The following is a 22,220-nucleotide window of genomic DNA, read 5'->3' on the forward strand; positions in this document are numbered from 1 at the left end:
GCTACTGCCCGTCGAGGGTTTGGTAGATGATTTCCCATTCCTCACTTAGACTAACAGTGGGGAATGGCTTATTGGCCCGGTGATACCAGTACCGGGCATTGGAGACATCACCTTCTTTGCGATGAAGAAAAGCATGAATCCATGCAGCTTCCGGGCTGGTTAGGTCCTGAATCAAGTCATGAGCCTGTTCCCAGTTTCCTTTTTGATCTTCGATGAGTGCTTGCAGGTAGATGGCGTTATTCATAGCTGGAATACTTTAAGAAGCTGTAAAGAACTAAAATCTCAGACATACCACCAATTTTTACCGGGCATCAGTCCCAGGTTCATTAGGTATTTTTCTATTTGATTCCGCTCTTTAGGGTCGGGATATACAGCCACAATGATCTGGGGGTTTTCCAGACTTTCTATTTTGCGATAGCTTTTCAGATCATGCCAGAGAAAGGGGACGCCATGGCGGCTGAGAATATCTGTCGTTAGCTTCCCTTTTGGGTTTTTACCCCAAACTACCAGGTGGTTCGTTTGCAGGTCCATATCAATGAAATGCGTAATCTTCAATTCAAAAAATGCTTTTTGAGCATAGTGCTCTGATGTTCGGGAAGTTCGCATATTGTGTTCTCTCCACAGTAACATAATCTCTGGCAGGGTTTCAACCTTAAATCCGGCCTGATACCATTTAAGGGTGAGATGATAATCCTCTGGGTACCGGAGGTTTTCGAATGCCTTGATTTCATGCATTTCGGACCTTCGGGCGATCCAGTTGGGAGAAGCGATGACGCACTCACGATAGATGTTTTGCCACTGGGTGCCTGTGCGGTTTACTTGATTGATCCATTCTTGGTACTTCTGATAGCCAGCACTCACCGGTTGATCTGAGAAGTATTGTACCAGACCTGTAACGACAGTTTTGGGCCCGGATGCTTCCAATAGCGCACTCATCTTTTCTAAGCGATTAGCCGGCATTATATCATCAGCATCCATTCTGGACACGAATTTTCCTGTGGCCAACCCAAAAGCCTGCTGCAGTGCAGGAATGATGCCCACCCCCGTATTTTGAATCAACCGGATACGTGAGTCGTGGGCGCTGAATTCCTGGAGTATTTGATCACTGGAGTCTGTGGAGTGGTCATTTATAGCCAAGAGCTCCCAGTTGTCTGAGGTTTGATTTTGAATGCTTTGAATGGACTCTTTGAGGTATTTCTCAGCATTTTTTACAGGCATGATGATGGAGACTCTGCCCATTTTTAAAACATTTTGGTAATTAAGGTGTTCTTTTTATAATTATAAAAAATCATGAATATATTCAATATATTTAATTCGAAGCCCAAAAGGGAACTCCTGCAAGATCGGTATGACAAGCTGATGGAGCGTGTATATGCGTTAGAAATGTCCAATTTAAAGGCTGCAGCGCTCACCCGTCGCAAGGCCCAGCGTGTTTTACTTCAGCTTGTGGAGCTGGAAAAAAGACAGCCTAGTCAATAATCCCCATGTTTCTCATCAGCTGAGAGGCATTGAAACTACGACATACGCCTTTGCTGAGGTGATAATCAAAAATGATTCTGTCTCCTTCAATTGAGCTGTTAAAGCTGTAATTTTTCACCTTTAGTTCTGTTTCTTCCAGTTGTCCGAGCGACAGGTCGTGGGTGGAGATGAGCCCGAAAGCTTCCGTTTTAGTAAGTTTCTTTACTAAGGCTACCGCTCCGGTATGCCTGTCCTGGGAGTTAGTTCCTTTTAGTATTTCGTCCAGTAGGAAAAAAACCACTTCTCCTCTTTTTGTCAGGTCCAGCAGTTGAGCGATTCTTTTGAGCTCAGCATAGAAGGAACTCGTATGCTCTTCCAAATTGTCTTTGGTCCGCATGCTGGTGAATATGCGACATGGAGTGAAAGTAAATGCTGATGCGAAGACCGGGGCACCTGCTCCCGCCAGCACCATGTTGATACCGAGTGTCCTTTGAAAAGTTGACTTGCCTGACATATTGGATCCGGTAATGATATCCACAGACCCTGAGCCTGAGATTTCATAATCATTGGTAACCATTTCTGCAGCCGAAACCAGCGGGTGTCCCATGTCGGATGCTTTCAGACTTTGCTTTGCGTGAGTAACCTCAGGGAAAACATATTGTGGATTGGCGTGTGTGAAAGCAGCCATGCTGATGAGACACTCCAGTTGATGAACCGCCTCCAGCCATTCGTTCATGTGGTCAGCGTTGGCCTTTTTCCACTTTAAGATATCCAGTAGTAAAAAGGCATCCAGGATCAGTAGAAAATCAGCAATCATATAGAACATGTTGCCTCTGGCACTGATGCGTAAAGTAAGGTTCGAAAGCTTTTTGATGGCCAAAGAGGCGCTATTGGGTGTGGTGAGTTGGGACTGCAAGCGGCACAGCTGCTCCGAAACGAAAGTCTGTTTCTCCATTTCGGAGATCATGTGGCTATACGTAGAAACCATGTAATGGGCTTTGTCAATGCCTGCGATCTGATGGTTAAGCTTTTTAATAACCAGTGCGAGCAAGCCCCCATTGAGAATGATAGAAATATAGATCACCTGATAGGGTAGCCACTGAAGAAGAATGCAGGCGCCAAGAGCCAGAGAAAGAACTACAAGAATTATGGAGGCCATTTTCCAAAGGCTTTGTCGCAGCATCAGCTGCTTAGATGCCCAATGATAGAGATGAGAGGCGTTGGTGTGTGGGGCCTCTTTACTTTTCTGATTCACAGCCACCCGTGCAGCAGCCCTGAAATGCTGAAACCAATCCACTTTCTGACTTAATTCTCTTATGGCTTCCTGACGCCTTGTAATGGTCCGCGCCTCGGCCGGTTCTGATAGCCATTGAACGAGCATTTTTTCAGCATCGGGTAGGGCAGACCTGTTGAGGAGCTGAAACAGGGAGTGTTGCCCCAGTACATCCAGATCGGCCTGATAAGGGTGGTCTTTTTGGGCATACTCATCACCTGTCCTGAACCCCGAAAGGTGGAGGTTTAACCGGTCAATTTCTTCGCGATTGATCAAAATCAACTGGGTAAAAAAAGCTTTCTTTCCTTCGTGAAACTGATATCGAGTCACAAAAAAAATGAACCCAACAAGAGCCATAAACAGCAATGGTACAAACATCCAGTGGTCTTTATTGAGAAACAGCACGAAACACACTACTCCTGCCAAAAAGGCAATGGCTCTGAGGAGAGAATACCGTGTTGCCAGATCGCTGTGTCGGGCGAATTGTTGCTCAAAATGGGTGATACGACCTTGAAAAATAGCTGCGGGCATATGAGGGGTTAGTAAAACAACAGGCTAATGACGACACCAAAAAACAGGCTGAGTCCCATGATGATGGTGTAAAGAAAGCCGCTCAAGAAGACTTTGTAAATGGCAGTCATATAGCCAAGTTGATAGGTGTTTTTAAAGGAAACTGCCAGATATCCCATGATGGCCAGTAGAAAGACAATGTCCATAGTATCTGCCCAGGAAGGGCTGATGAGCCCTAAAATCCACAAAAAGGTGAGCGCTATGAATGCAAAGGAATGGAGGTGCAAGCTGTGAATGATGTGGTTGATATAGAGTCCCTTTCTGAAAAATACTTTGAGCAGCAGTGCATATACCGGCAAAAGAAAGAACATCAGGATGGGGATGTTTTTGACGATGTACCGGTTGATGGTTGGCATGTCGGATTTCGTTAGTTTGATAATCTGTCTGTTGATGTAGGCCGCTGCAAATGGCTTCTGTTCATTGTGAATGGAATCTTCAATTTGCTCGATGCTGTAGTCCGCGGCCTTATCCCGCGCCATCCGATTGATAATCTTCCATTCCGATCCGGAGATGGGCCAGCTTGTATCCAGCGAATCCAGGTCCTCGGTTTCGGTCACTATGGTGGGAGTGTTGTCTGTAAAGTCCGGAGTACTTTGCTTAATGATCCCTTGGTTCTTATCCGATTTCCCATCCATATTAATGGAAAAAAAGAAAAAGTGAATCAGACTGACCACCAGATAGAGCCGAATGGGATTGGCGTATTTCACCCTTTTTCCCTCCATAAACTCTCGGGTGAGGGTGCCGGGTTTCAGGAAAAACGGACGAATACTCCTGCCAAACCTGGAGTCTAAAGAGAAATAGTTGGCCAAAAAATCTTTAATCAGCTTGCCGAAAGAGATCTGATTGTCGGTATTCTCCTGACCACATTGAGGGCAATATTCAAACGTACTTTTAAGTGGAAATCCGCAATTGAGGCAGTTTTCAGTCTTCCTTTTCTGCTTTTTCATGTTTCCTTAAAAAATAGTTGGTACCCCAGGCGATCGCGATCATCACCATGGCCACAATGGTATACTCTAGGTTATTTTCTGCATTGCGGAGTGAAATCCAAAAGAAGATCACGGCGAGCCCCATGAACGTCCAGGTGATAAGTTTCAAAGTCTTTCTCATAATGTCATGTCCTGTGTGAGTTTGGCCAGGTCTTCGGGCGTGTCAATCATTTGGCTTTCTAAAGTAGTCAAACCGATTTTAATGGAGTACCCGTTTTCAATCCACCTGAGTTGTTCCAGTGCTTCTGCTGTCTCGAGCGTGCCAGGGGGCAGCTGTGTGATTTCCAGAAGGATATCTCTGCGGTAGCCGTAGAGGCCTATGTGCTTATAAAAAGTATGTTTTTTGAGTCTATCTTCTGGTTTTACATCACGCAGGTAGGGGATGCAGGCTCTGCTAAAGTAGATGGCTTCCCGATCTTGATTGAAAATCACTTTCATTTCCGATGGGTCATCCAGTACTGCCGGATCGGTAATTTTTTTCACCAGGGTAGCCAGTTCTGTGTCTCCATCGAGCAGGGAAGCTACACGGTCTATGTGCTCTGGATGAATGAAGGGCTCGTCCCCCTGTATGTTGATCACATAGTCGTATCCGGGATGCTCCAGGATCACTTCGGCACATCGCTCGGTACCGTTGCGATGAGCGGCGCTGGTCATCATCACTGCTCCACCGAAACTGCTCACTTCTTCGAAGATGCGTTGGTCATCAGTTGCCACAAGGACCTTATCGACAAGCTGGCTCTTAATGGCCTGCTCATACACCCTTCTGATCATGGTTTTTCCTTGGATTTGGACGAGCGCTTTGCCCGGAAACCTGGACGAAGCGTACCGGGCCGGTATGATCCCCAGTACCCTCATGACTTTGCTTCCCGCACTTTCAGAGAGGTCCCTTCATCAGAGATCACTTCTATTTCTATTCCGGCTTCAATGTAATTTCCGCGTGTATAAGCGTCGTAAATTTCACCTTCTATCTCCACACGGCCACTGGGTCTCAGTATGGTGTATGCAATACCTTTTTTGCCTACCATCGACTTGCTTTTATAGAAGCTGGAGGTATAACCCTCTGTTTGATTCTGAATGTCTTGCAGGGCGATTCGATTGAAGAAACGGGAGTTGGTCAGTCGTGCCCCAGCCATAAACATAATGACGATGGAGCCCATCAGGCCCGCCAGTGTGGTGGCTACGGCAATGAAAATATCGTCTACCTGTACAAATGAAAAATCGAACGTATCATTATTGAGCATGACCAGGATCAACGATCCCAATGTGAGGATAAGGCCTGAAATACCCGCTATACCAAATCCCGGAATGACGAAGATCTCAGCAGCAATCAGCAGCACCCCTGCAAAGAAGATGATGATTTCCCAGTTTTCGGCCAGTCCGTTGAGGTAGTAAGGGGTAAAGTAGAGAATGGCTGCTATGGCAGAAGCCAATATAGGAAAACCCACCCCTGGCGTTTGCAACTCAAAATAAATACCCCCAATGATCACAAGGATTAAGATCCCACTGACAAATGGGTTCAAAAACAGGGCGATGATGCGATCGGTCAGGCTCAGCTTGAATTCAGTAATGTCATAAGTGGCTACTCCCGATCGGGACATGATCTCATCGATATTCGACACTTCAGCTTCGCAAAAACCATATCTGATGGCCTCTGAAACCGAAAATGTAACCACCTTTCCTTCCGTAGCTATGCTATCCAGATCGATATCCTCATCCACCATGCCTTCTGCAATGTGTGGGTTTCTTCCTTTAGCCTCTGCTGTGGATCGCATAATAGACCGCATGTAAGACTGGTATTTGTCCGGGGCTGCTGTACCATCCTGAGTGACTACCGTGGCTGCACCAATGCTGGATCCTTTGGCCATGTAGATACTATCGCAGGCGATGGAAATGAGCGCTCCAGCAGAGGCAGCATCCTTATTGATAAAGGCATAAACCGGCTTGTCGAAGTTAAGAATGCGGGTTCTGATTTCATCTGCATCATTGAGTGCCCCACCATAGGTGTCCAGCTCCAAAATCACATAGTCCGCCTCCATCTCTTTGGCTTTTTCAAAGCCAAGTTCGGTGTACCTGTTGGTTCTTGGGTCGATGTTATCAAGCACTTTGAGATGTAGCACTTTCACTTGTGAGCTATCTTGTGCCTGAGCGAAAAGGCCGGAAATGAGGAAGAAAAAGAAGATATATTTTTTAAGCATAGTGGCTGTCCTAACTTTACAACAAATTTGAATAAAAATACTTCAATCAACCTCGTGGCTGTACCTTCTTTCGCTTTTTCTTTATCATTCACTTCCAAAATATGGCAGGTGGCACTGGATGCCGGCACAGGCTACATGGTTTTGGAGCTTCGGAATGAGGATACTCAGGAGGTGAAATATCAACTCCTTGATTTAAAATCTCTAAAGGACAAAAAGCCATTTGAGATCCCTGAGGCTGATTGGTGGACCACCGTATTGAGGTTTTATCATCCGTTTCTTTTGCTCGAGCGGTACAATGACCCACAAAATCCGCTCAGCAAGGATTTGCTGGTATATGATACCCTTTCGCTGAGTCTCAATCACGTGCTTACTGATTTTCAGTTTATACAAATGGAAGGTGGAGAGCTGATGGGGCATGTTCCGGGAGATCAGTCCAATGAGCAGCGATGGAGCCTTGGTAGCCGGACAGAGCCGTTGGCAGGTAGCAACGTGAGATATCCGGTTTATTATGCCCCTGGTTCTGAGTACTATACCTTGGTAAAGGAGTTTTTGGGAATGGAGGAGGCACCGGTGGGTTTTGAGTATGATGAGTATGGAAAAAATATCATAATAAGCTATTATGAGCGTTTAGGTACAAAGTTTGATAGAAAGCTTTTGGTTATGCAGGGAGATGTCGAGCTTTACCACGAGGTGGTAGATACGGGTTTGAATGGCTATGCTTCCGGTAGTTTTTTTTCTTTCAATAATCTTTTGGTATTTGTTCAGAATGGTAATCAAATTCATGCAATTGAGCTATAAAATCGGAATCGTTTTAGTATTGACTTTAGGGGCATTGGCCAGCCGGGCTGGTGGTTTGGATTCGTTGAGGGTCGAAAAAAACAAGGGCCAGTATTTTATCATCCATCAGGTAGAAAAGGGCGAAACACTTTACAGTTTGGCCAGAAGATATGGTGCTGATCTGGAGCAAGTGGTGAAGGTGAATGACATCCAGAATAATCAGATTTCGCTCGGACAGGAACTAAAGTTGCCCATCGATAAGAGCAAGGCCAGGCAGGCATCTGACATGAAGCCCGTTGAACAAAAAGCATCTTCCGCCATGGAGGAGGTCACCCATACGGTGGCGCAGGGTGAAACCCTTTATTCGATATCCCGAAAATATGGCGTAGCTGTGGAAGATATGAAAAAATGGAATTCCTTACCTTCTAATGAGATTTCCATTGATCAGCAGCTAACCATTCGAATCTCGGATGACCAGGCAGTGCCTGCCCCCGTAGAGGTGAAGAAACCCGTGAAGGAGACTCCTAAGCCAAAACCCACCGTGCCGCCAGGCTTTACAGAATATTACGTACAGAGTGGAGATTTGCTGGAGACCATAGCGGCCAAGTTTAAGGTGAAACCTGACAGTATTGTTTTCTGGAACCATTTGCCCAATGCTTATTTATCCATTGGCCAAAAGTTATTGGTCAGGGGAAAACCGGATTCTGTTAGAATTGCTCAGAATGATGCTGTAGAGATACTGCCATATGGTCAGCGTAAGACGGTTAAAGATCAAAGTGGCTTTACCCGTGTGTTTGAAGAGGGCACGGCCCGAAAGATAGAGGATGGTATGGAGACTCAAAAGTATTTGGCACTGCATCGTACCTTATCCGTCGGTGCGCTCATAGAAGTACGCAATCTGATGAATAATCAAAAAATTTTTGTCAGGGTGGTGGGAAAGCTCCCTGAGACTGGTCTTAATGAGAATGTGATGATCAGGCTGACGCCTATCTGCTTTGAACGACTAGGAGTGATTGACCCCAAGACGAGGGTGGAGGTATCTTACTATCTGGATTAGTTGTTTTGACAAAAATATCTGAGCTAAAGGCATTTCTGGACAGGAAGGTTACCCAATACAATCAGCCTGGTTTTATTGAAAACGACCCCATCTCCATCCCACATGGGTATACTCGTTTGCAGGATATTGAGATCGCTGGTTTTATGGCCTCAATACTCGCCTGGGGTCAGCGGGTGACCATCATCAATAAGTGTCGGGAGTTTTTTGAGCGAATGGACAATGCTCCGTATGATTTCATATTGAATCACTCCGAATCCGACCTGAGGGCTTTTCTCGATTTCAAACACCGCACATTCAATGCTACAGACGCGCTTTATTTCATTGAGTTTTTCCGGCACCATTACTCCCAACACGAAAGTCTGGAGAACGCTTTTGTTCGTGGCGCTCTGGTTGGTGCCAGTGACACTTATAGCCATCTGGCAGGTTTTTTCGAATATTTTTTCTCTTTACCTGACCATCCCAGGCGTACCTACAAACACATTTCGAGCCCGGTTCGCAAGTCAGCATGTAAACGTCTGAATATGTTTCTTCGCTGGATGGTGAGGCAGGATGCTTCCGGAGTGGATTTTGGGTTGTGGAAGGTCATTCAGCCCTCTCAACTGGTGTGTCCTTGTGACTTACACGTAGATCGGGTGGCTCGCTCGCTGGGGTTGATCACCCGCAAACAAACGGATTGGCAAACTGCCATTGAGCTGACCAATCAGCTCAAGGCGTTTGATCTGGAAGATCCTGTAAAGTATGATTTTGCCTTATTCGGCCTGGGTGTAGAAGAAAAATTTCACTGATTCCACTGAGCAGGATTGCTTCTCCACGCTTGCAGGGTAGCTTCCTGATCCGGAGCTATGCTTCCATCGGCCAGCATCGCTGCTATCATGGTAGAGTAGTCGCTCAGGTACCACAGGTCCACATGGTGATCTTTGAAGTTTTCCTCAGAGATACCAAACCCATAAGTGAAAATAGCCACCATGCCTAGCACCTCCATGCCGACCGTCCTCACGGCCTCAGCGGCCTGTAGAGAGCTTCCGCCTGTGGAGACCAGGTCTTCTATCAGAACAACTTTGGTGCCCTTAGAAGCTACTCCTTCTATCTGATTTTCCATTCCGTGGCCTTTGGTGGTGGATCGGATGTAGATAAAAGGCAAATCAAGAGCATCAGCGACAAGAGCACCTTGTGGAATGCCGGCTGTGGCCACCCCCGCAATGCATTCTGCATTCGGAAATTTTTCTCGGATCACCTTGGCGAGGTAATTTTTCACCAGACTTCTTGTTTCCGGATAGGAAAGGCTGAGACGGTTATCACAATAAATGGGAGATTTCCAACCTGATGCCCACGTGAAGGGCGCCTTGGGGCTTATTTTGATGGCTTCAATGTTCAGGAGGGCTTTAGCGATTTCTTTTGCGACTTGATTGTCGTATTGTTGTACAGGCATGCTTTGTCGATAAGTTTTTTAAAAATATTAGAAGGCGCTTTTATACCCCAATATTTATGTGTTTTATTTGTACGCAAAGCTAAACTTCTTGTGAAAATATTCATCAATGATATCCCTGTAAGTATCGTAAGTCCTGAGGAGCTGGATCCTGCCAAAGAATTTGATCTGGTCATTGATGGGGCGATCACCAAAATAAAACCAAAATCTCTCATTGATGATGTGCTGATCACGGATGCTGCCGCCGATAAGGTGGATGATCTCCTGCACGTGATGACAGATAATAAACTAAAGAAAGTAGATTCGATCACTTTTTGTAGTACTGACAAGCGGGACGTGATCCGCTATATCAAGAAGAAGTTTAAAGTGATAGAGGCTGCCGGTGGGGTGGTGGACAAGGGTGGTAAAATCCTCCTGATCTACCGGAAGGACAGGTGGGATATACCCAAAGGGAAGCTGGATAAAGGAGAGAATAAGCGTGACTGTGCCATACGCGAGGTGGAAGAGGAAACAGGGGTGAAGGTGTCTATTGAGAAAAAGATCAACGCCACGTGGCACACTTACATCAACAAAGAAAAATATGTGCTCAAAAAGACGCACTGGTATGTGATGCGTTGCCTGGATGACTCTAATCTGGCACCACAGACCGAAGAGGGGATAGATGAGGTACGATGGATGACCCTTACCGAGCTACGTGCAGCGCTTTACAATTCCTACCGCTCCATTCGGGTGGTGATACAGGAGTATCACAAACTCCTCAAAATACACGATCAAAGTTTGTAAGGCAGGAAGGGAGTCACATCCCCGCCATAGCGATGTACCTCGCGGATAATACTGCTGCTAATAGGAGCCAGGTCAGGAGAGGTAATCAAAAAGACTGTTTCCAGACCTGCATTCAGGTATTTATTGATTTGTGAGATACTGTTTTCGTATTCAAAGTCAGTGGTGTTTCTCAGCCCGCGTACGAGATAGCGAGCATTGTGTTTTTGAGCAAGAATGGCCGTGAGTTCATCATACACTATGACCTTCACCCGCTCATCGCCCTCAAATGCCGCGTTGATCTTTCCGATGATGAAGTCCACTTCGAAATACCGCTTCTTATTGGAATTGTGCCCTATGGCCACGATCACCTCGTCGAAGAGTTCAAGGCTTCTCAGCACAATGTCTTCGTGACCCTTGGTGAATGGGTCAAACGAACCAGGGAAGATCGCTGTTTTTTTCATTACTCGCAGAGAAATATGCTGTACAGATCGAAATACCTGTGATCGGCAATGTCTTCAAACTCTGAGGGAAATTTCAGAAAGTTTGGTTTGGTACCGAAGGAGATGTTTCGGATATATTTCTTCAAGAGTTCGATTTGTGGTGCGTCGTTCTTGAGTAGTCCCCATACTACCAGACTGCTGGTTTTGGGCGAAAGACCAATTTCTTTAAAAACGAGCATAATGTATTTGAGGTAATCTTCGCTCTTTCTTACTGCAAACTGATTGTAATAGAGCAACTGATTCTTCTGAGATACCATGATGTGCAGAATACCCCTGTCAAAGTAGGTAAACATGGTTTTCTCCTTGGAGTGGTCATCATACTTCAGTACTCCTTCGATCAGCGCACTACCCTGATGGATGACCTGCAAACTTTTATTGGGATAACGCTCCTTGGACCAGGAAATGACTTTTTTGTCACAAGCAAAGATGTTCACTGCACTACTCGCGATATGCTTGTAGTAATAAACCTCCTCAATCTTGGTTTTAATCTCCGAATTCACGGCCAGGTAATCACTGGATGCTTCCGGTAGAAAATGCGAACCAGGCACCAGAGAGAACTTGTGAGTTTTGAAACTTACCTTGATGTTGTCCCAGAGATTGGAACCTATGAAACTGTGTTTGTTGACGATTTCTTTGATGACCTCCAGCCGGGTATTGATCGTTTTGATGTTTTCCAGCTTGTAATCTTCCATCACCAGACAGGTGCCTGTCTGCTTATTTACCACACAAAATTGAAAATCGCGAATGCCTATTTGCAGACAAAGAGAATAAGATGGCAGCTTTGATTCATCAAAGCTGCCAGCCTTAATTCTTTTAATGAGTTTGAAATTTGATGTGGCGGTTTTTGTCAAAATATTATTCCCAGTTACCTGCTGTAGTTACACTTGTTTTGGAGCCAAATCTTAGAGGCTTTCTTGTGTTATACTCACTTTCTTCATCCCTAATAGGGTTGATAGGCTTAGGATTTTTTACCTCTATTGCATTTACAGAAACCCCACTCTTTTCAATTTTATCAGCCCAGATATCAAATTTGGTTGGAGGCTCTACACCCGGCACGTATGGAAGGGTAGATAGATTGAACCTCGGCCAGGTTGACTTTTTGAAAATTGAATCTTTTACAGAAACCGTACCCAAGGTGTCTATTTCCACATAGGTGCTATCTGCACCGTAATCCAGAGTGATTACATATTCGGTTTTCTCAGTAAGGTAAAACCTACCAGAATCCACAAATGCCAATAGTTTATCCCAATCGCTGGTGTATCGGCCATTCACGGCAAGGTACGACAGCTCCGCTTCTCTAATCATTTTTAATTGCTCAATGATTCGTGCTTCCATTTTAGCAATTCTCTGAGACTCTTCTATACTAGAGTTGATAGAGTAATACAGGAAGAACGACAAGCACAATGCGACGATTCCGAAAACTATGGTAAAGATTTTTGTTTTGGTCATTGATGTTAGGGTTTTTTGCAATAATAAAGATAATTAGACTGTTAGCGAAACGCTATTTTATGGAAATATTCGCAAATTTAAAAAACCCGCGCAATTCGGTTATTTGATTTGGTTCCTGTGTCAGGCCAAAAGCATTGTGCAGGAAACCTGAATCCATGTTTTTGATTTCGTCAAAACTCAGCCACCTCAGTTCTTCCAGTATTTGTTTATTTTTTGGTAGCTCTGGGTCAGCTCCTAATTTAATTTCTCCTGCCAGACGGGTCACTTCAAAAAAGAGTTCGATGGCATGGTGCCGGTTGTCCTGATACTCATTCACAAACAAAAACTGACCTACACTGATCGTCAGCCCTGTTTCTTCCAGAAATTCTTTTTTTAGTGCATCTTCTGCACTTTCGCCAAACTCAATACCACCTCCGGGAGGTGACCACAAGTGACCATTAGGTCCGATCCCTTTATGTTTGAGCATTAATATAGCGTTCTCCTCCCAGAGTATTCCGCATACTCTTACCCTTACCCGCCCTTCAAAAATGCTTTTGGTGATGGAATCTGCCATGGTTTTGTTAACATATTATATCGATGTACGTTAACTTTACTCAAAAAAAAAATTATATGAGAGTTTTAGCAAGTTTATTCATACTCTGCGTGGGATTCGGCGTAGTAGCACAAACCACAGGAGCAGAAGAAGTACAGAATGGTCCAAGGATCTCTTTCACTGAGTCTGCGCATAATTTTGGTGACATCACGCAGGGTGACAGAGTAACGCATGTTTTCAAATACGAAAACACAGGCAACGAACCTTTAATTCTTTCAGACGTGCGCACCACATGCGGCTGTACTGCTACCAACTGGGACAGAGAGCCTCTGGCACCGGGAGCTACGGCAGAGATTACTGTGAATTTCAACAGCCGGGGTAAGATGGGGATGCAAAACAAGGTGGTAACGATTCTTTCAAACGCCATCAACAGCACGGAGCGTGTGAAGATCACCACCAATGTACTGGCTCCAGCCCCTGTAGATCAGTGATGGCGTAGAGCATAGATAATAAGCGTAACCCAACCGGCAATGAAGAGGATGCCCCCAATAGGTGTGATGGCTCCCAGAACGGTAATGTTGGTTATACAAAGTACATAGAGGCTACCCGAAAAGATCAGGGTGCCACTCAAAAAGAAACGAATGGTCCATGTCAGCAATTGATGTGGACCATTTTTATATAGGATGCTTACAAAAAGAATGGCCAGAGCATGAAACATGTGGTACCGCACAGCTGTGTCGTAGGTGTCCTTTCTCCCAAAAGTTTCCAGCGTTTCAGCCAAAGCGTGTGCTCCGAAAGCTCCTAAACCCACAGCAGTTACAGCCAGTATACTCCCGGTTAACAAGTGTTTCTTACCCATAATTTCTTTCTCCAAAGATAGAACTCCCCACTCTGATCATGGTGCTGCCATGACCCAGGGCGTACTGATAGTCGCCACTCATACCCATTGAGAGTTCTGTAAGCTCGAAATTGCGGAAATGGAATTTTGAAGAGAACTCATCGAATAGCACTTTAAGCCCTTCAAATTCCTTAGAGATCTGAGCAGTATCCTGGGTGAGGGTGGCCATTCCCATAAGTCCGCATACTTTGATGTGGGTAAGGGCTTCGAGTTCACCATTTTCCAGAAAGTACTGCAGGTCATTTTTGTCGAACCCGAACTTGGTGGTTTCCTCTGCAATGTGAATTTGAAGGAGACATGAGATGATTCGGTTGTTTTTGGCGCCTTCTTTGTCTATTTCCCTCAGCAATCTTACGCTATCCACCGCATGGATGAGGTGTACATAAGGAGCGATATATTTCACTTTATTCCGCTGTAGATGACCAATCATGTGCCACCGGATGTCCTTTGGGAGAGCCTCGTACTTCTCAGTCATCTCCTGTACTTTGTTTTCACCAAAATCCCGCTGGCCACTGTCGTACGCTTCTTGCACGGCAGACATGGGTTTGGTTTTACTAACGGCAATCAGTCGGGCACTGGTGCCGGCGAGCTCTGTTTTTATTTTGTTAATATTTACTGCTATGTCGCCCATGTGGAGTGCTAAATTCTTGACTATGGTTAACTTTAAAACTAGCGCAAAGTTGGTAAGTCAGCGGTGAAAATCACATGACTTTCTTAAATACTCTATTATGGCAATATTAGGCACACTTTTGAAGAAAGGAATCATGCTGGGGGAGAGCATGGAGCAGCAATATACGTCTGCCTTTGATCTGCAAAAAGGGGAACTCCGAAAGTTGATGATCCATGCACAGCATACTGAGTTTGGCAGGCACTATGGGTTTGCGAATATCCTCAAAACTTTCAAAACGGGCTCCAGAGACCAGTTCTATGCTGAGTTCATCAGCAAAGTCCCGGTGTTTGACTATGATAAAATCCACAATGAATGGTGGCATTTGGCCAAAGCGGGCAAAAGGGATATTTGTTATCCAGGCAAGGTGAAGTACTTTGCGCTCAGCAGTGGCACCTCAGGCGCTTCCTCCAAGTATATACCGATCACCAAAGAGATGATCAAGTCGATCAGAAAGACCAGTATGAGGCAAATACTTACACTCTCTAAGTACGACCTGCCTACGGACCTGTTTACCAAGGGAATCCTAATGCTTGGCGGGAGTACAAACCTCAGGAAGAGTGGTACCTATTTCGAAGGAGACCTGAGTGGGATCACTGCCGCACAAATACCGTTTTGGTTTCAGCACTTTTATAAGCCGGGAAAGAAAATAGCTAAAACGTCGGACTGGGGAGATAAACTGGAAGAAATCACACGAAGAGCGAAGGATTGGGATATTGGGATTATCGTAGGGGTGCCAGCATGGCTTCAGATTTTGATGGAAAAAATAGTCAAACACTATGGCGTAGCCACGATCCATGATATCTGGCCTAATTTGAAAATCTTCGTGCATGGTGGAGTATCCTTTGAACCCTACAAAAAAGGCTTCGAAAAACTTCTGAAACATCCATTGATCTATATGGAAACCTATCTTGCCAGTGAGGGATTTATTGCTTTTCAGGCCCAATCAGTGCAACGGTCCATGAAACTGGTATTGAATAATGGAATCTTCTACGAGTTTGTCCCCTTTACCCCTAAAAACTTTACAGAAGATGGTGTAATGAGAGAAAATCCTGAAACGCTTCATATAGATCAGGTAAAGACGGGGGTGGAGTATGCATTGCTGATCAGCACAAATGCCGGAGCCTGGAGGTACCTTATCGGAGATGTGATTAAGTTTGCGTCTGTAGAGGACTCGGAAATATACATTACTGGTCGGACCAAACACTTCCTGAGTTTGTGTGGTGAGCACCTTTCGGTTGATAACATGAATAAAGCCGTGGAGTTGGTAAGTGCGGAATTCAATATCGACATCCGTGAGTTTACGGTGCTGGGAGAATCAGTTGGAGGTAGGTTTGCTCACAGATGGTATCTGGGTACTGATGACACAGTGGATGAGGAGTCATTGCAGAAGCGCCTGGACCTGAAACTGATGGAGCTTAACGACGACTATAAAGTGGAGCGTGGGCATGCCTTGAAGGAGGTGACTGTAAGAGTACTCCCGACAGCATTGTTTTACGAATGGATGAAGGAGCAGGGGAAAGAGGGAGGCCAGAATAAATTTCCAAGAGTACTAAAAAATGAAAAGTCGCAGCAGTGGAAAGAATTCGTTGCAGCCAGAAATATCATGAACCCTAGCTGATGCCTTCATATTTTACAGGATTATTATTTGGATTGATTTTTATTTTTTCTTTTGGCCCTGGTTTTTTTGCACTCCTGCAAACCAGTGTTCAAAAGGGCTTTAAAAAGGCCATTTTTCTAGCCCTGGGTATTTCTTTGAGTGATGTGCTCTATGTGGCCCTGGCCATTATGGGGCTCGCTTCCTTGCTGGAAAAGCCCACCGCGCGAATGTGGATGGCCATAGTAGGCACGGTGGTGCTTATTGCTTATGGGCTATACTCATGGTTTAAAAAACCTAAAATCTACCAGGAAAAACAGGAGGCGGATACCGAGCTTTCCTATCTCAAATACATGTTGAAGGGGTTTGTACTCAATGGGTTTAATCCTTTCATAGTGATATTCTGGCTGGGAATTATTGGTCTGGTGGCGGTCAACTACGATTACAGCAGCGGTGAGCAAATTTATTTCTTCGTTGGCGTGCTCACCACTATTCTGGTCTCTGATATCACCAAGGCATTCATTGCCTACAGGCTCCGAGCGATGGTTACCCCCAAGAAAATTTTGATTCTAAACAGGTCAGTTGGGGTGATCCTGATACTTTTTGGTATTCAAATGATTTACTTCCTGTTTAATAATTTCCTCATTGACTAGAGGGGCTTCCGCCTAAGTAATCTGAATGTCCAGCTTATAGAGCAGCCCCACCACATCGGGCATAGAAAACCTGGCCTTTTTGAGTTTATTCAGTGCCGGGTCTATGGAGTAGTTCTGAGCTGCTCTGAAGTCTGATTTTTCCAGGATGGTCTGTTCAAATATAGTGCCTGACAAATCACTTTGAGAAAAGCTGGCTCCGGTCAGGTTGGTCTCTGTAAAATCTACTTCATGCAGACTGCACTGTTGGAATTGGCTTCCCTTAAGATTGAGCTGATAGAAAGAGGAGAAGCTCAACTGGCAGCCACGAAAGTTCATGGCCATCAGGAAGGGATTGCTGTCACTAAAAATAAGGCCCAATAGCTTGCACTCATTGAATTGTACCTCTTTCCAAGAGGTGCTGTTCAGCCGGGCATTGCTGAGGTCACAGTTTTCAAACACACATTCGGAAAAGACCAGGTAGGAGAGGTCCACCCCGGAGAATAAGCAGTTGGTAAATTGGCAACGGTTATACTCCCCCTTTTTCAGGCGCTGCTCCGTGAAATTCACGCCATTAAAGGCCTGTTCTTCAAAGTAATCTTCCATACCTCGAAGTTAATTTAAACCACCCTTAGGAAGGATTTCTTCTCGTCTAATCTTAGAATTATTTGTACTTATCTGTGTGTACACCCACTGCTCTTCCAGAGGGGTCATTCATGTTTTTGAAGGATTCGTCCCAGGCCAGCGCCTCCGGAGTGCTACAGGCTACGGATGGTACAGATGGTACACACAGTGCCGCAGTGTCCGATGGGAAATGCTCAGAGAAGATGGTTCTATAATAAAATTCCTCTTTGTTTCTGGGCGTTTGTACTGGGAATTTATATTTGGCATTGGCCAGCTGATCGTCGGATACTTTTTCACTGACCACCTGCTTGAGGGTGTCTATCCAGCTATAGCCCACACCATCAGAAAACTGTTCTTTCTGTCTCCAGGCAATGCTGTCAGGGAGGTAGTTTTCGAAAGCCTTTCGCACTACCCACTTCTCCATTTTTTCCGGAGTGATCATTTTATCCTGAGGATTCAGGCGCATGGCCACATCAATGAATTCTTTATCCAGAAAGGGCACACGGCCTTCGATGCCCCAGGCGGCCAGGGATTTATTGGCTCGCAGACAGTCATACTGGTGTAGTTTGCTCAGCTTGCGCACAGTTTCTTCATGAAACTCCTTGGCATTGGGCGCTTTGTGGAAATAGAGATACCCACCAAAGAGCTCATCAGAACCTTCACCGGAGAGTACCATTTTGATCCCCATGGACTTGATCACTCTTGCCATCAGATACATAGGGGTAGAGGCACGCACGGTAGTCACATCGTAGGTCTCCAGGTGGTAGATTACATCGCGAATAGCATCCAATCCCTCCTGTATGGTGAAGAGAATTTCGTGATGCACGGTACCTATGTGCTCAGCGGCATTTCTGGCTGCTGCCAAATCCGGAGAGCCCTCCAGTCCTACGGCAAATGAGTGAAGCTGAGGCCACCAGGCACCAGTCTTGCCATCAGTTTCTATTCTGTTTTGAGAAAATTTCTTAGCGAGGGCCGAGGTGACGGATGAGTCGAGCCCACCCGACAATAGCACACCATACGGTACGTCAGACATCAACTGACGCTTTACAGCCGCCTCCAGAGCGTCGTGAAGATCCTCTATGCTTGTTTCGCTGTCCTTTACATTTTCGTAAGTAGTCCAGTCACGCTCATACCATTTTACGAGCTTGCCTTCTTTACTATGCAGGTAGTGTCCCGGAGGGAAAAGCTCTATTTTGGTGCACACTCCTTCGAGGGCTTTGAGTTCGGAAGCAACATAAAAAGTACCGTCCTCATCCCATCCCATGTAAAGGGGGATGATGCCCATATGATCCCTGGCAACGAGGTAAGCATCGCTTTCAGAATCGTAAAGAGCAAATCCGAATATTCCGTTGAGTTCGTCCAAAAAGCTTGCTCCTTTTTCTTTGTAAAGAGCCAGGATCACTTCGCAATCTGATGCCGTGCTGAAATGGTATTTTCCTTCAAATTGTTTGCGGAGTTCGCGATGGTTATAGATCTCTCCATTGGCAGCCAATACGATTTTCTGATGGTCACTGAAGAGGGGCTGCTTGCCGGAAGCCGGATCCACGATGGCCAGGCGCTCATGGGCCAGTATGGCATTTTCACTACTGTATATACCACTCCAGTCCGGGCCTCGGTGCCTCAGTTTTTTGGACATTTCCAATAATCTTGGTCTGAGTACTTCGGCCTTTTGCTTCAACTCAAAAGCACATACAATTCCGCACATATTCTTACGTTTTCTCCTTTTATTATTCTGTAAAATACTTATTGGTCAGAATAAATATCGGGTGTTTATTTTTCAAGGGCGGAAGTTAATCCCTGTTGGGAATATTTTCAATAAAGTCAAACTTTATTTGTAAATGGAGTGGGGTATATTTCTTGTTATTTGAAATATTCGTAAAATATGAGGGTTGAAATCATCAATATTTCATCAGAATATTCCTTCTTCTGCAGGGCTTACAAGTTAATTGCGTATTTGTCTGATCAATGCTGTATCAGATGCTTTGTTCAGTCACTTAGCGCGTTGGTAATAAAGGTAGATTTTGTCAGGAGCCAAAGCAAAAAGAATATCATAGCCCAGCGCAGATAGATCGTATAATAATCCGTGGTGTCCTTGTAACGGGTTTCTTTGATTTCGGCCTTCTCCAGTGAGTCGATTTCTGAGAACACTTGCTCCAGAGCTTCTTTGTCGGAGACTCTGTAGAAGTTGCCCCTGCCTATTTTGGCAATCTCTCTCAGGTTGGTTTCATCCAGCGTGTTTTCGACATATCTAGGCCGCCCAAAGAAGTCGGTCCCAAAAGGAACTTTGCCTTCTTTACCAATGGCAATGGTGTAAATCTTGATGTCGTAAGCTTGAGCAAGTTTTGCTGCAGTGATGGGGTCAATGTTGCCAGCGGTGTTGTCACCATCACTGAGCAGTATGAGCACTTTTGATTTACTGTCTGACTCCCTGAGCCTGTTGGTGGCAACTGCCAGGGCACTGCCGATAGCCGTTCCACGGTTTTCTATCAGATCAAAGGAGATGTCATCAATGTAAGAGTTGAGCAGGTCATAGTCAGAAGTGAGTGGAGACCTGGAGAATGCATCTCCGGAAAATACGACCAACCCAATCCGATCCTGAAACCTGCCAGCCACGAAATTTCTGGCTACTTCCTTGGCGGCCTCCAGCCTGTTGGGCCTGAAATCCTCAATTTGCATGGATTCAGAGATGTCAATGGTCATCATGATGTCTATGCCTTCACTCCATTGCTCCACCTGCTCGTTGGTAGACTGTGGCCTAGCCAGTGCTGTGACCAGCAGGCTAATGGTAATGAAGAAAAGAATCGGGGGGATAATCCTGAAATAGCTCACCGGATCACTTTTGATGTCTTTTTTGGTGAGTGCTATGGGGAGGCGCTGACGAAACTGGGCCATAACTACCGCCCTGATGAGCAAGAGCAACAAAATGCCCAATAACAAATAGAACCATAAGGGTTGCTCCCAATCAAAAGATTGGAGTTTTGACCAGGTGAACCAGTTGACAGAAAACCAGGAATTTGTGCTCTCCATAATTGTTAGCTGTTTTTGATTTGGTCTGTGATCACTGAATATCTGTGCTGCGTGAAGTCTTCGATAGCCTGAAAATCCTTATATAGCTCGTCGCTCGAGCGACCGCCATAGACGCAGCGGTCAATGTTTTTAAGGGTACCGTTCAGCTCTCCGGTATATTCCAAAGCCATGATTTCCTTGGTGGTGAGCTTTGAGAATGGTCGTTGCTCAAGCCGCTCAAGAAAATTCTTCCACTCTGTCAGGGCGTGCTCGGCGATTTTTTGGTTTGGTGCTTCCTTCAGACTTCTGATGTCCATGGTCAGGTGCTCGGAGAACGCAATAAAGTCTTTTTTCAGTTTCCTCAACCTGATGGTCTTTCGTATTTTCTTCCCAAAAATGAGATAGGTAGCCAGTGTCAGCACCATCAGAACACCCAGAATGATCCATAGTAGTGGAAAATTAAATTGGGTAGGTACGTTTTGATAAGCCAGATTGGTTTTCAGGCTGGTAGTATCGGTCACCACCTCCAGAAGCTGCTTAAAAAATATGGAATCAAGACCAGCATCTATGCGGGTACTGTCACCTGTAGGTTTGAGTATGAATACAGGAATGGAAAGCGACTGGATCGGATCAATCTCATAGCTCTGAAGGGTATAAACCGCAGAATCAAAGGCCCGATCGGTTTTGATTGTGCTGGGAAAATATTCTTTCCCCGAAAATTCAAAGGGTGAGAAATTGTAAGTGGTATCGGGAAAGATCAACTCCAGATGATCCGGGTACTCCGCGGAAACCCAGTAATGAATGTCTTCACCGATTTTGAGGCTGTCTTCTACAAAACCACCTTTGACTGTGATTTTTTGGGCGTTGGCCCCCATCATGATCAAAAGCCCTAGTACGTAAATCAATAATCTACCTTGCACGTTGCGAATTCATTTTGTTCCTGTGTCTGAATAATTTGACCAGCTTGGGTACGTAATCTTCTTCAGTTTCTACCGAGAGATAGTTCACGTCGTTTCGACGGCAGAAGTCCTCCAATGCAGCAGTATTTTTCCGATAGGTTTTGTCCAGTACGTTTCTGAATTTCCCCGAAGAGGTATTAATCCAAATGGTTTTCCCGGATTCCTTGTCCAGAAGTGGTACTATTCCCAGGCTTGGCATATTTGATTCCCGCTTGTCAAACAGCTGGATCACCACCAGATCGTGTTTTCTGGCCATGCCCTTCAGGCTATGGAGGTAATCTTCATCGATAAAATCTGAGATGAGAAAAATCACTGCGCGGCGCTTCAGCATGCCCAGAGCGAGCCGAATGGCCTGATCCAGGTTAGTTTTTCTGGAAATGGGTTTCAGCGAAAAGATACTCGAGAGAATTTCGTAGGAATGCTTCATGCCCTTACCGGGCTTGATATAGGTCTCTTTCTGGTCGCTAAACGACAGTAATCCAACTGAACTGCTCTCTTTCACCGCCGACATGGTCAGCAAGGCAGTGATTTCTTTACCCAGGTCAATTTTCTGGTGGTTGGCTTTGCCGATTTCACCGGATGCTGATACGTCCAGCATAAAGAGCACCGTTTGCTCTTTTTCTTCTATAAAAGTCTTTACGAACGTTCCGTGTCCTTTAGCGGTTACGTTCCAGTCAATCGTGCGCACATCATCGCCATATTGGTAGGCCCGGACGTCATCAAACTCGAGGCCCGACCCCTTAAAGATGCTGTGAAAGTCACCTTGCATCTGAGAATTGATGGCTTTGCGCACTCTGATCTCATATTTTCTCAGCTTTTTGAGGATGTCCTTCATGCAAAGTAATTTTGGGGTTC

Annotated in this window: 27 protein-coding genes; 8 read left to right on the forward strand and 19 right to left on the reverse strand. The window is 45.3% G+C overall.

The genetic code is table 11. The annotated features are described in order from the left end of the window. Position 1: 1 nt before the first annotated feature. Both ACHKAR_RS05440 and ACHKAR_RS05445 read right to left on the reverse strand, forming a co-directional pair. Complete coding sequence (locus ACHKAR_RS05440) at positions 2–244, reverse strand: hypothetical protein (protein WP_159580786.1); 243 nt, start codon at positions 242–244, stop codon at positions 2–4. 38 nt (positions 245–282) lie between these two features. Further along, on the reverse strand, positions 283–1,239 hold the full coding sequence (locus tag ACHKAR_RS05445) for a glycosyltransferase family 2 protein (protein ID WP_395416500.1): 957 nt from the start codon (positions 1,237–1,239) through the stop codon (positions 283–285). Between the two features lie 51 nt (positions 1,240–1,290). Between ACHKAR_RS05445 and ACHKAR_RS05450 the strand changes: the two genes are divergently transcribed. Then, positions 1,291–1,479: a Lacal_2735 family protein gene (locus ACHKAR_RS05450; protein ID WP_395416501.1), complete on the forward strand. Its 189-nt coding sequence runs from the start codon at positions 1,291–1,293 to the stop codon at positions 1,477–1,479. On the opposite strand, the gene ACHKAR_RS05455 is transcribed toward ACHKAR_RS05450, so the two are convergent. From ACHKAR_RS05455 to ACHKAR_RS05475, 5 genes are read right to left on the reverse strand one after another with little or no spacing between them, the layout of a single operon-like run. Continuing rightward, on the reverse strand, positions 1,469–3,262 hold the full coding sequence (locus ACHKAR_RS05455; protein WP_395416502.1) for a MutS-related protein: 1,794 nt from the start codon (positions 3,260–3,262) through the stop codon (positions 1,469–1,471). The genes ACHKAR_RS05450 and ACHKAR_RS05455 overlap by 11 nt on opposite strands. 8 nt (positions 3,263–3,270) lie before the next feature. Then, positions 3,271–4,248 carry a DUF3667 domain-containing protein gene (locus ACHKAR_RS05460; RefSeq protein ID WP_395416503.1) on the reverse strand — a complete coding sequence of 326 codons (978 nt, stop codon included), beginning with the start codon at positions 4,246–4,248 and terminating at the stop codon, positions 3,271–3,273. Further along, on the reverse strand, positions 4,223–4,408 hold the full coding sequence (locus ACHKAR_RS05465) for a hypothetical protein (RefSeq protein ID WP_395416504.1): 186 nt from the start codon (positions 4,406–4,408) through the stop codon (positions 4,223–4,225). Before ACHKAR_RS05465 ends, ACHKAR_RS05460 begins: the two co-directional genes overlap by 26 nt. After that, complete coding sequence (kdsB, locus tag ACHKAR_RS05470) at positions 4,405–5,142, reverse strand: 3-deoxy-manno-octulosonate cytidylyltransferase (RefSeq protein WP_395416505.1); 738 nt, start codon at positions 5,140–5,142, stop codon at positions 4,405–4,407. Before kdsB ends, ACHKAR_RS05465 begins: the two co-directional genes overlap by 4 nt. Further along, positions 5,139–6,482, reverse strand: coding sequence for an NfeD family protein (locus ACHKAR_RS05475; protein ID WP_395416506.1), 1,344 nt, complete (start codon positions 6,480–6,482; stop codon positions 5,139–5,141). Before ACHKAR_RS05475 ends, kdsB begins: the two co-directional genes overlap by 4 nt. A gap of 27 nt (positions 6,483–6,509) precedes the next feature. On the opposite strand from ACHKAR_RS05475, the gene ACHKAR_RS05480 reads away from it, so the two are divergent. Genes ACHKAR_RS05480 through ACHKAR_RS05490 form a run of 3 tightly spaced genes read left to right on the forward strand, consistent with a single transcriptional unit; the run spans position 6,510 to position 9,101 of the window. Continuing rightward, positions 6,510–7,280, forward strand: a complete 771-nt coding sequence (locus ACHKAR_RS05480; RefSeq protein ID WP_395416507.1) for a DUF4905 domain-containing protein — start codon at positions 6,510–6,512, stop codon at positions 7,278–7,280. Next, positions 7,270–8,316 (forward strand): LysM peptidoglycan-binding domain-containing protein, encoded by a 1,047-nt coding sequence (locus ACHKAR_RS05485; RefSeq protein WP_395416508.1) that lies wholly within the window; start codon positions 7,270–7,272, stop codon positions 8,314–8,316. The genes ACHKAR_RS05480 and ACHKAR_RS05485 overlap by 11 nt, the downstream gene beginning before the upstream one ends. A 14-nt stretch (positions 8,317–8,330) precedes the next feature. Next, positions 8,331–9,101: a TIGR02757 family protein gene (locus ACHKAR_RS05490; RefSeq protein WP_395416593.1), complete on the forward strand. Its 771-nt coding sequence runs from the start codon at positions 8,331–8,333 to the stop codon at positions 9,099–9,101. Here ACHKAR_RS05490 and pyrE read toward each other — a convergent pair. Next, a complete protein-coding gene (gene pyrE, locus ACHKAR_RS05495; RefSeq protein ID WP_395416509.1) occupies positions 9,095–9,745 on the reverse strand; it encodes an orotate phosphoribosyltransferase in 651 nt (216 codons plus the stop codon). The genes ACHKAR_RS05490 and pyrE overlap by 7 nt on opposite strands. 90 nt (positions 9,746–9,835) lie before the next feature. On the opposite strand from pyrE, the gene ACHKAR_RS05500 reads away from it, so the two are divergent. Beyond that, positions 9,836–10,525 (forward strand): NUDIX hydrolase, encoded by a 690-nt coding sequence (locus ACHKAR_RS05500; RefSeq protein ID WP_395416510.1) that lies wholly within the window; start codon positions 9,836–9,838, stop codon positions 10,523–10,525. On the opposite strand, the gene coaD is transcribed toward ACHKAR_RS05500, so the two are convergent. From coaD to ACHKAR_RS05520, 4 genes are read right to left on the reverse strand one after another with little or no spacing between them, the layout of a single operon-like run. Next, complete coding sequence (coaD, locus tag ACHKAR_RS05505; protein ID WP_395416511.1) at positions 10,513–10,965, reverse strand: pantetheine-phosphate adenylyltransferase; 453 nt, start codon at positions 10,963–10,965, stop codon at positions 10,513–10,515. The two genes, ACHKAR_RS05500 and coaD, sit on opposite strands and share 13 nt — an antisense overlap. After that, the gene (locus ACHKAR_RS05510; RefSeq protein ID WP_159580760.1) at positions 10,965–11,855 is read right to left on the reverse strand and encodes a DUF3822 family protein; all 891 of its coding nucleotides are present in this window, start codon (positions 11,853–11,855) and stop codon (positions 10,965–10,967) included. The genes coaD and ACHKAR_RS05510 overlap by 1 nt, the downstream gene beginning before the upstream one ends. A 4-nt stretch (positions 11,856–11,859) precedes the next feature. Next, positions 11,860–12,453: a hypothetical protein gene (locus ACHKAR_RS05515; protein WP_159580758.1), complete on the reverse strand. Its 594-nt coding sequence runs from the start codon at positions 12,451–12,453 to the stop codon at positions 11,860–11,862. Positions 12,454–12,505: 52 nt separating this feature from the next. Next, entirely contained in the window at positions 12,506–13,006 is a 501-nt protein-coding gene (locus ACHKAR_RS05520) for an NUDIX domain-containing protein (RefSeq protein WP_395416512.1), read from the reverse strand. 56 nt (positions 13,007–13,062) lie between these two features. Here ACHKAR_RS05520 and ACHKAR_RS05525 point away from each other — a divergent pair, with 56 nt between their 5' ends. Next, on the forward strand, positions 13,063–13,476 hold the full coding sequence (locus ACHKAR_RS05525; RefSeq protein WP_395416513.1) for a DUF1573 domain-containing protein: 414 nt from the start codon (positions 13,063–13,065) through the stop codon (positions 13,474–13,476). Here the strand turns inward: ACHKAR_RS05525 and ACHKAR_RS05530 are convergent. Both ACHKAR_RS05530 and ACHKAR_RS05535 read right to left on the reverse strand, forming a co-directional pair. Next, a complete protein-coding gene (locus tag ACHKAR_RS05530) occupies positions 13,470–13,844 on the reverse strand; it encodes a DUF423 domain-containing protein (RefSeq protein WP_395416514.1) in 375 nt (124 codons plus the stop codon). The two genes, ACHKAR_RS05525 and ACHKAR_RS05530, sit on opposite strands and share 7 nt — an antisense overlap. Beyond that, positions 13,837–14,514 (reverse strand): YggS family pyridoxal phosphate-dependent enzyme, encoded by a 678-nt coding sequence (locus ACHKAR_RS05535; protein WP_395416515.1) that lies wholly within the window; start codon positions 14,512–14,514, stop codon positions 13,837–13,839. The genes ACHKAR_RS05530 and ACHKAR_RS05535 overlap by 8 nt, the downstream gene beginning before the upstream one ends. A gap of 97 nt (positions 14,515–14,611) precedes the next feature. On the opposite strand from ACHKAR_RS05535, the gene ACHKAR_RS05540 reads away from it, so the two are divergent. Together ACHKAR_RS05540 and ACHKAR_RS05545 are read left to right on the forward strand one after the other, a co-directional pair. After that, a complete protein-coding gene (locus tag ACHKAR_RS05540; RefSeq protein WP_395416516.1) occupies positions 14,612–16,171 on the forward strand; it encodes a GH3 family domain-containing protein in 1,560 nt (519 codons plus the stop codon). Further along, positions 16,171–16,800, forward strand: a complete 630-nt coding sequence (locus tag ACHKAR_RS05545) for a LysE family translocator (RefSeq protein ID WP_159580746.1) — start codon at positions 16,171–16,173, stop codon at positions 16,798–16,800. The genes ACHKAR_RS05540 and ACHKAR_RS05545 overlap by 1 nt, the downstream gene beginning before the upstream one ends. Positions 16,801–16,812: 12 nt before the next feature. Here ACHKAR_RS05545 and ACHKAR_RS05550 read toward each other — a convergent pair whose 3' ends face one another. The 5 genes from ACHKAR_RS05550 to ACHKAR_RS05570 all read right to left on the reverse strand — a co-directional run bounded on the left by ACHKAR_RS05550 (position 16,813) and on the right by ACHKAR_RS05570 (position 22,200). After that, positions 16,813–17,382, reverse strand: coding sequence for a pentapeptide repeat-containing protein (locus ACHKAR_RS05550; RefSeq protein ID WP_395416517.1), 570 nt, complete (start codon positions 17,380–17,382; stop codon positions 16,813–16,815). 58 nt (positions 17,383–17,440) lie between these two features. Then, a complete protein-coding gene (gene asnB, locus ACHKAR_RS05555; protein WP_395416518.1) occupies positions 17,441–19,105 on the reverse strand; it encodes an asparagine synthase B in 1,665 nt (554 codons plus the stop codon). A gap of 281 nt (positions 19,106–19,386) precedes the next feature. Then, positions 19,387–20,427 carry a vWA domain-containing protein gene (locus tag ACHKAR_RS05560; RefSeq protein WP_395416519.1) on the reverse strand — a complete coding sequence of 347 codons (1,041 nt, stop codon included), beginning with the start codon at positions 20,425–20,427 and terminating at the stop codon, positions 19,387–19,389. A gap of 5 nt (positions 20,428–20,432) precedes the next feature. Continuing rightward, entirely contained in the window at positions 20,433–21,326 is an 894-nt protein-coding gene (locus ACHKAR_RS05565; RefSeq protein WP_395416520.1) for a hypothetical protein, read from the reverse strand. Continuing rightward, positions 21,316–22,200 (reverse strand): DUF58 domain-containing protein, encoded by an 885-nt coding sequence (locus ACHKAR_RS05570; protein ID WP_159580736.1) that lies wholly within the window; start codon positions 22,198–22,200, stop codon positions 21,316–21,318. The genes ACHKAR_RS05565 and ACHKAR_RS05570 overlap by 11 nt, the downstream gene beginning before the upstream one ends. Between the last annotated feature and the right edge of the window lie 20 nt (positions 22,201–22,220).

Origin of the sequence: Marinoscillum luteum, from assembly GCF_044005705.1 — a bacterium.
GTDB lineage: Bacteria > Bacteroidota > Bacteroidia > Cytophagales > Cyclobacteriaceae > Marinoscillum > Marinoscillum luteum.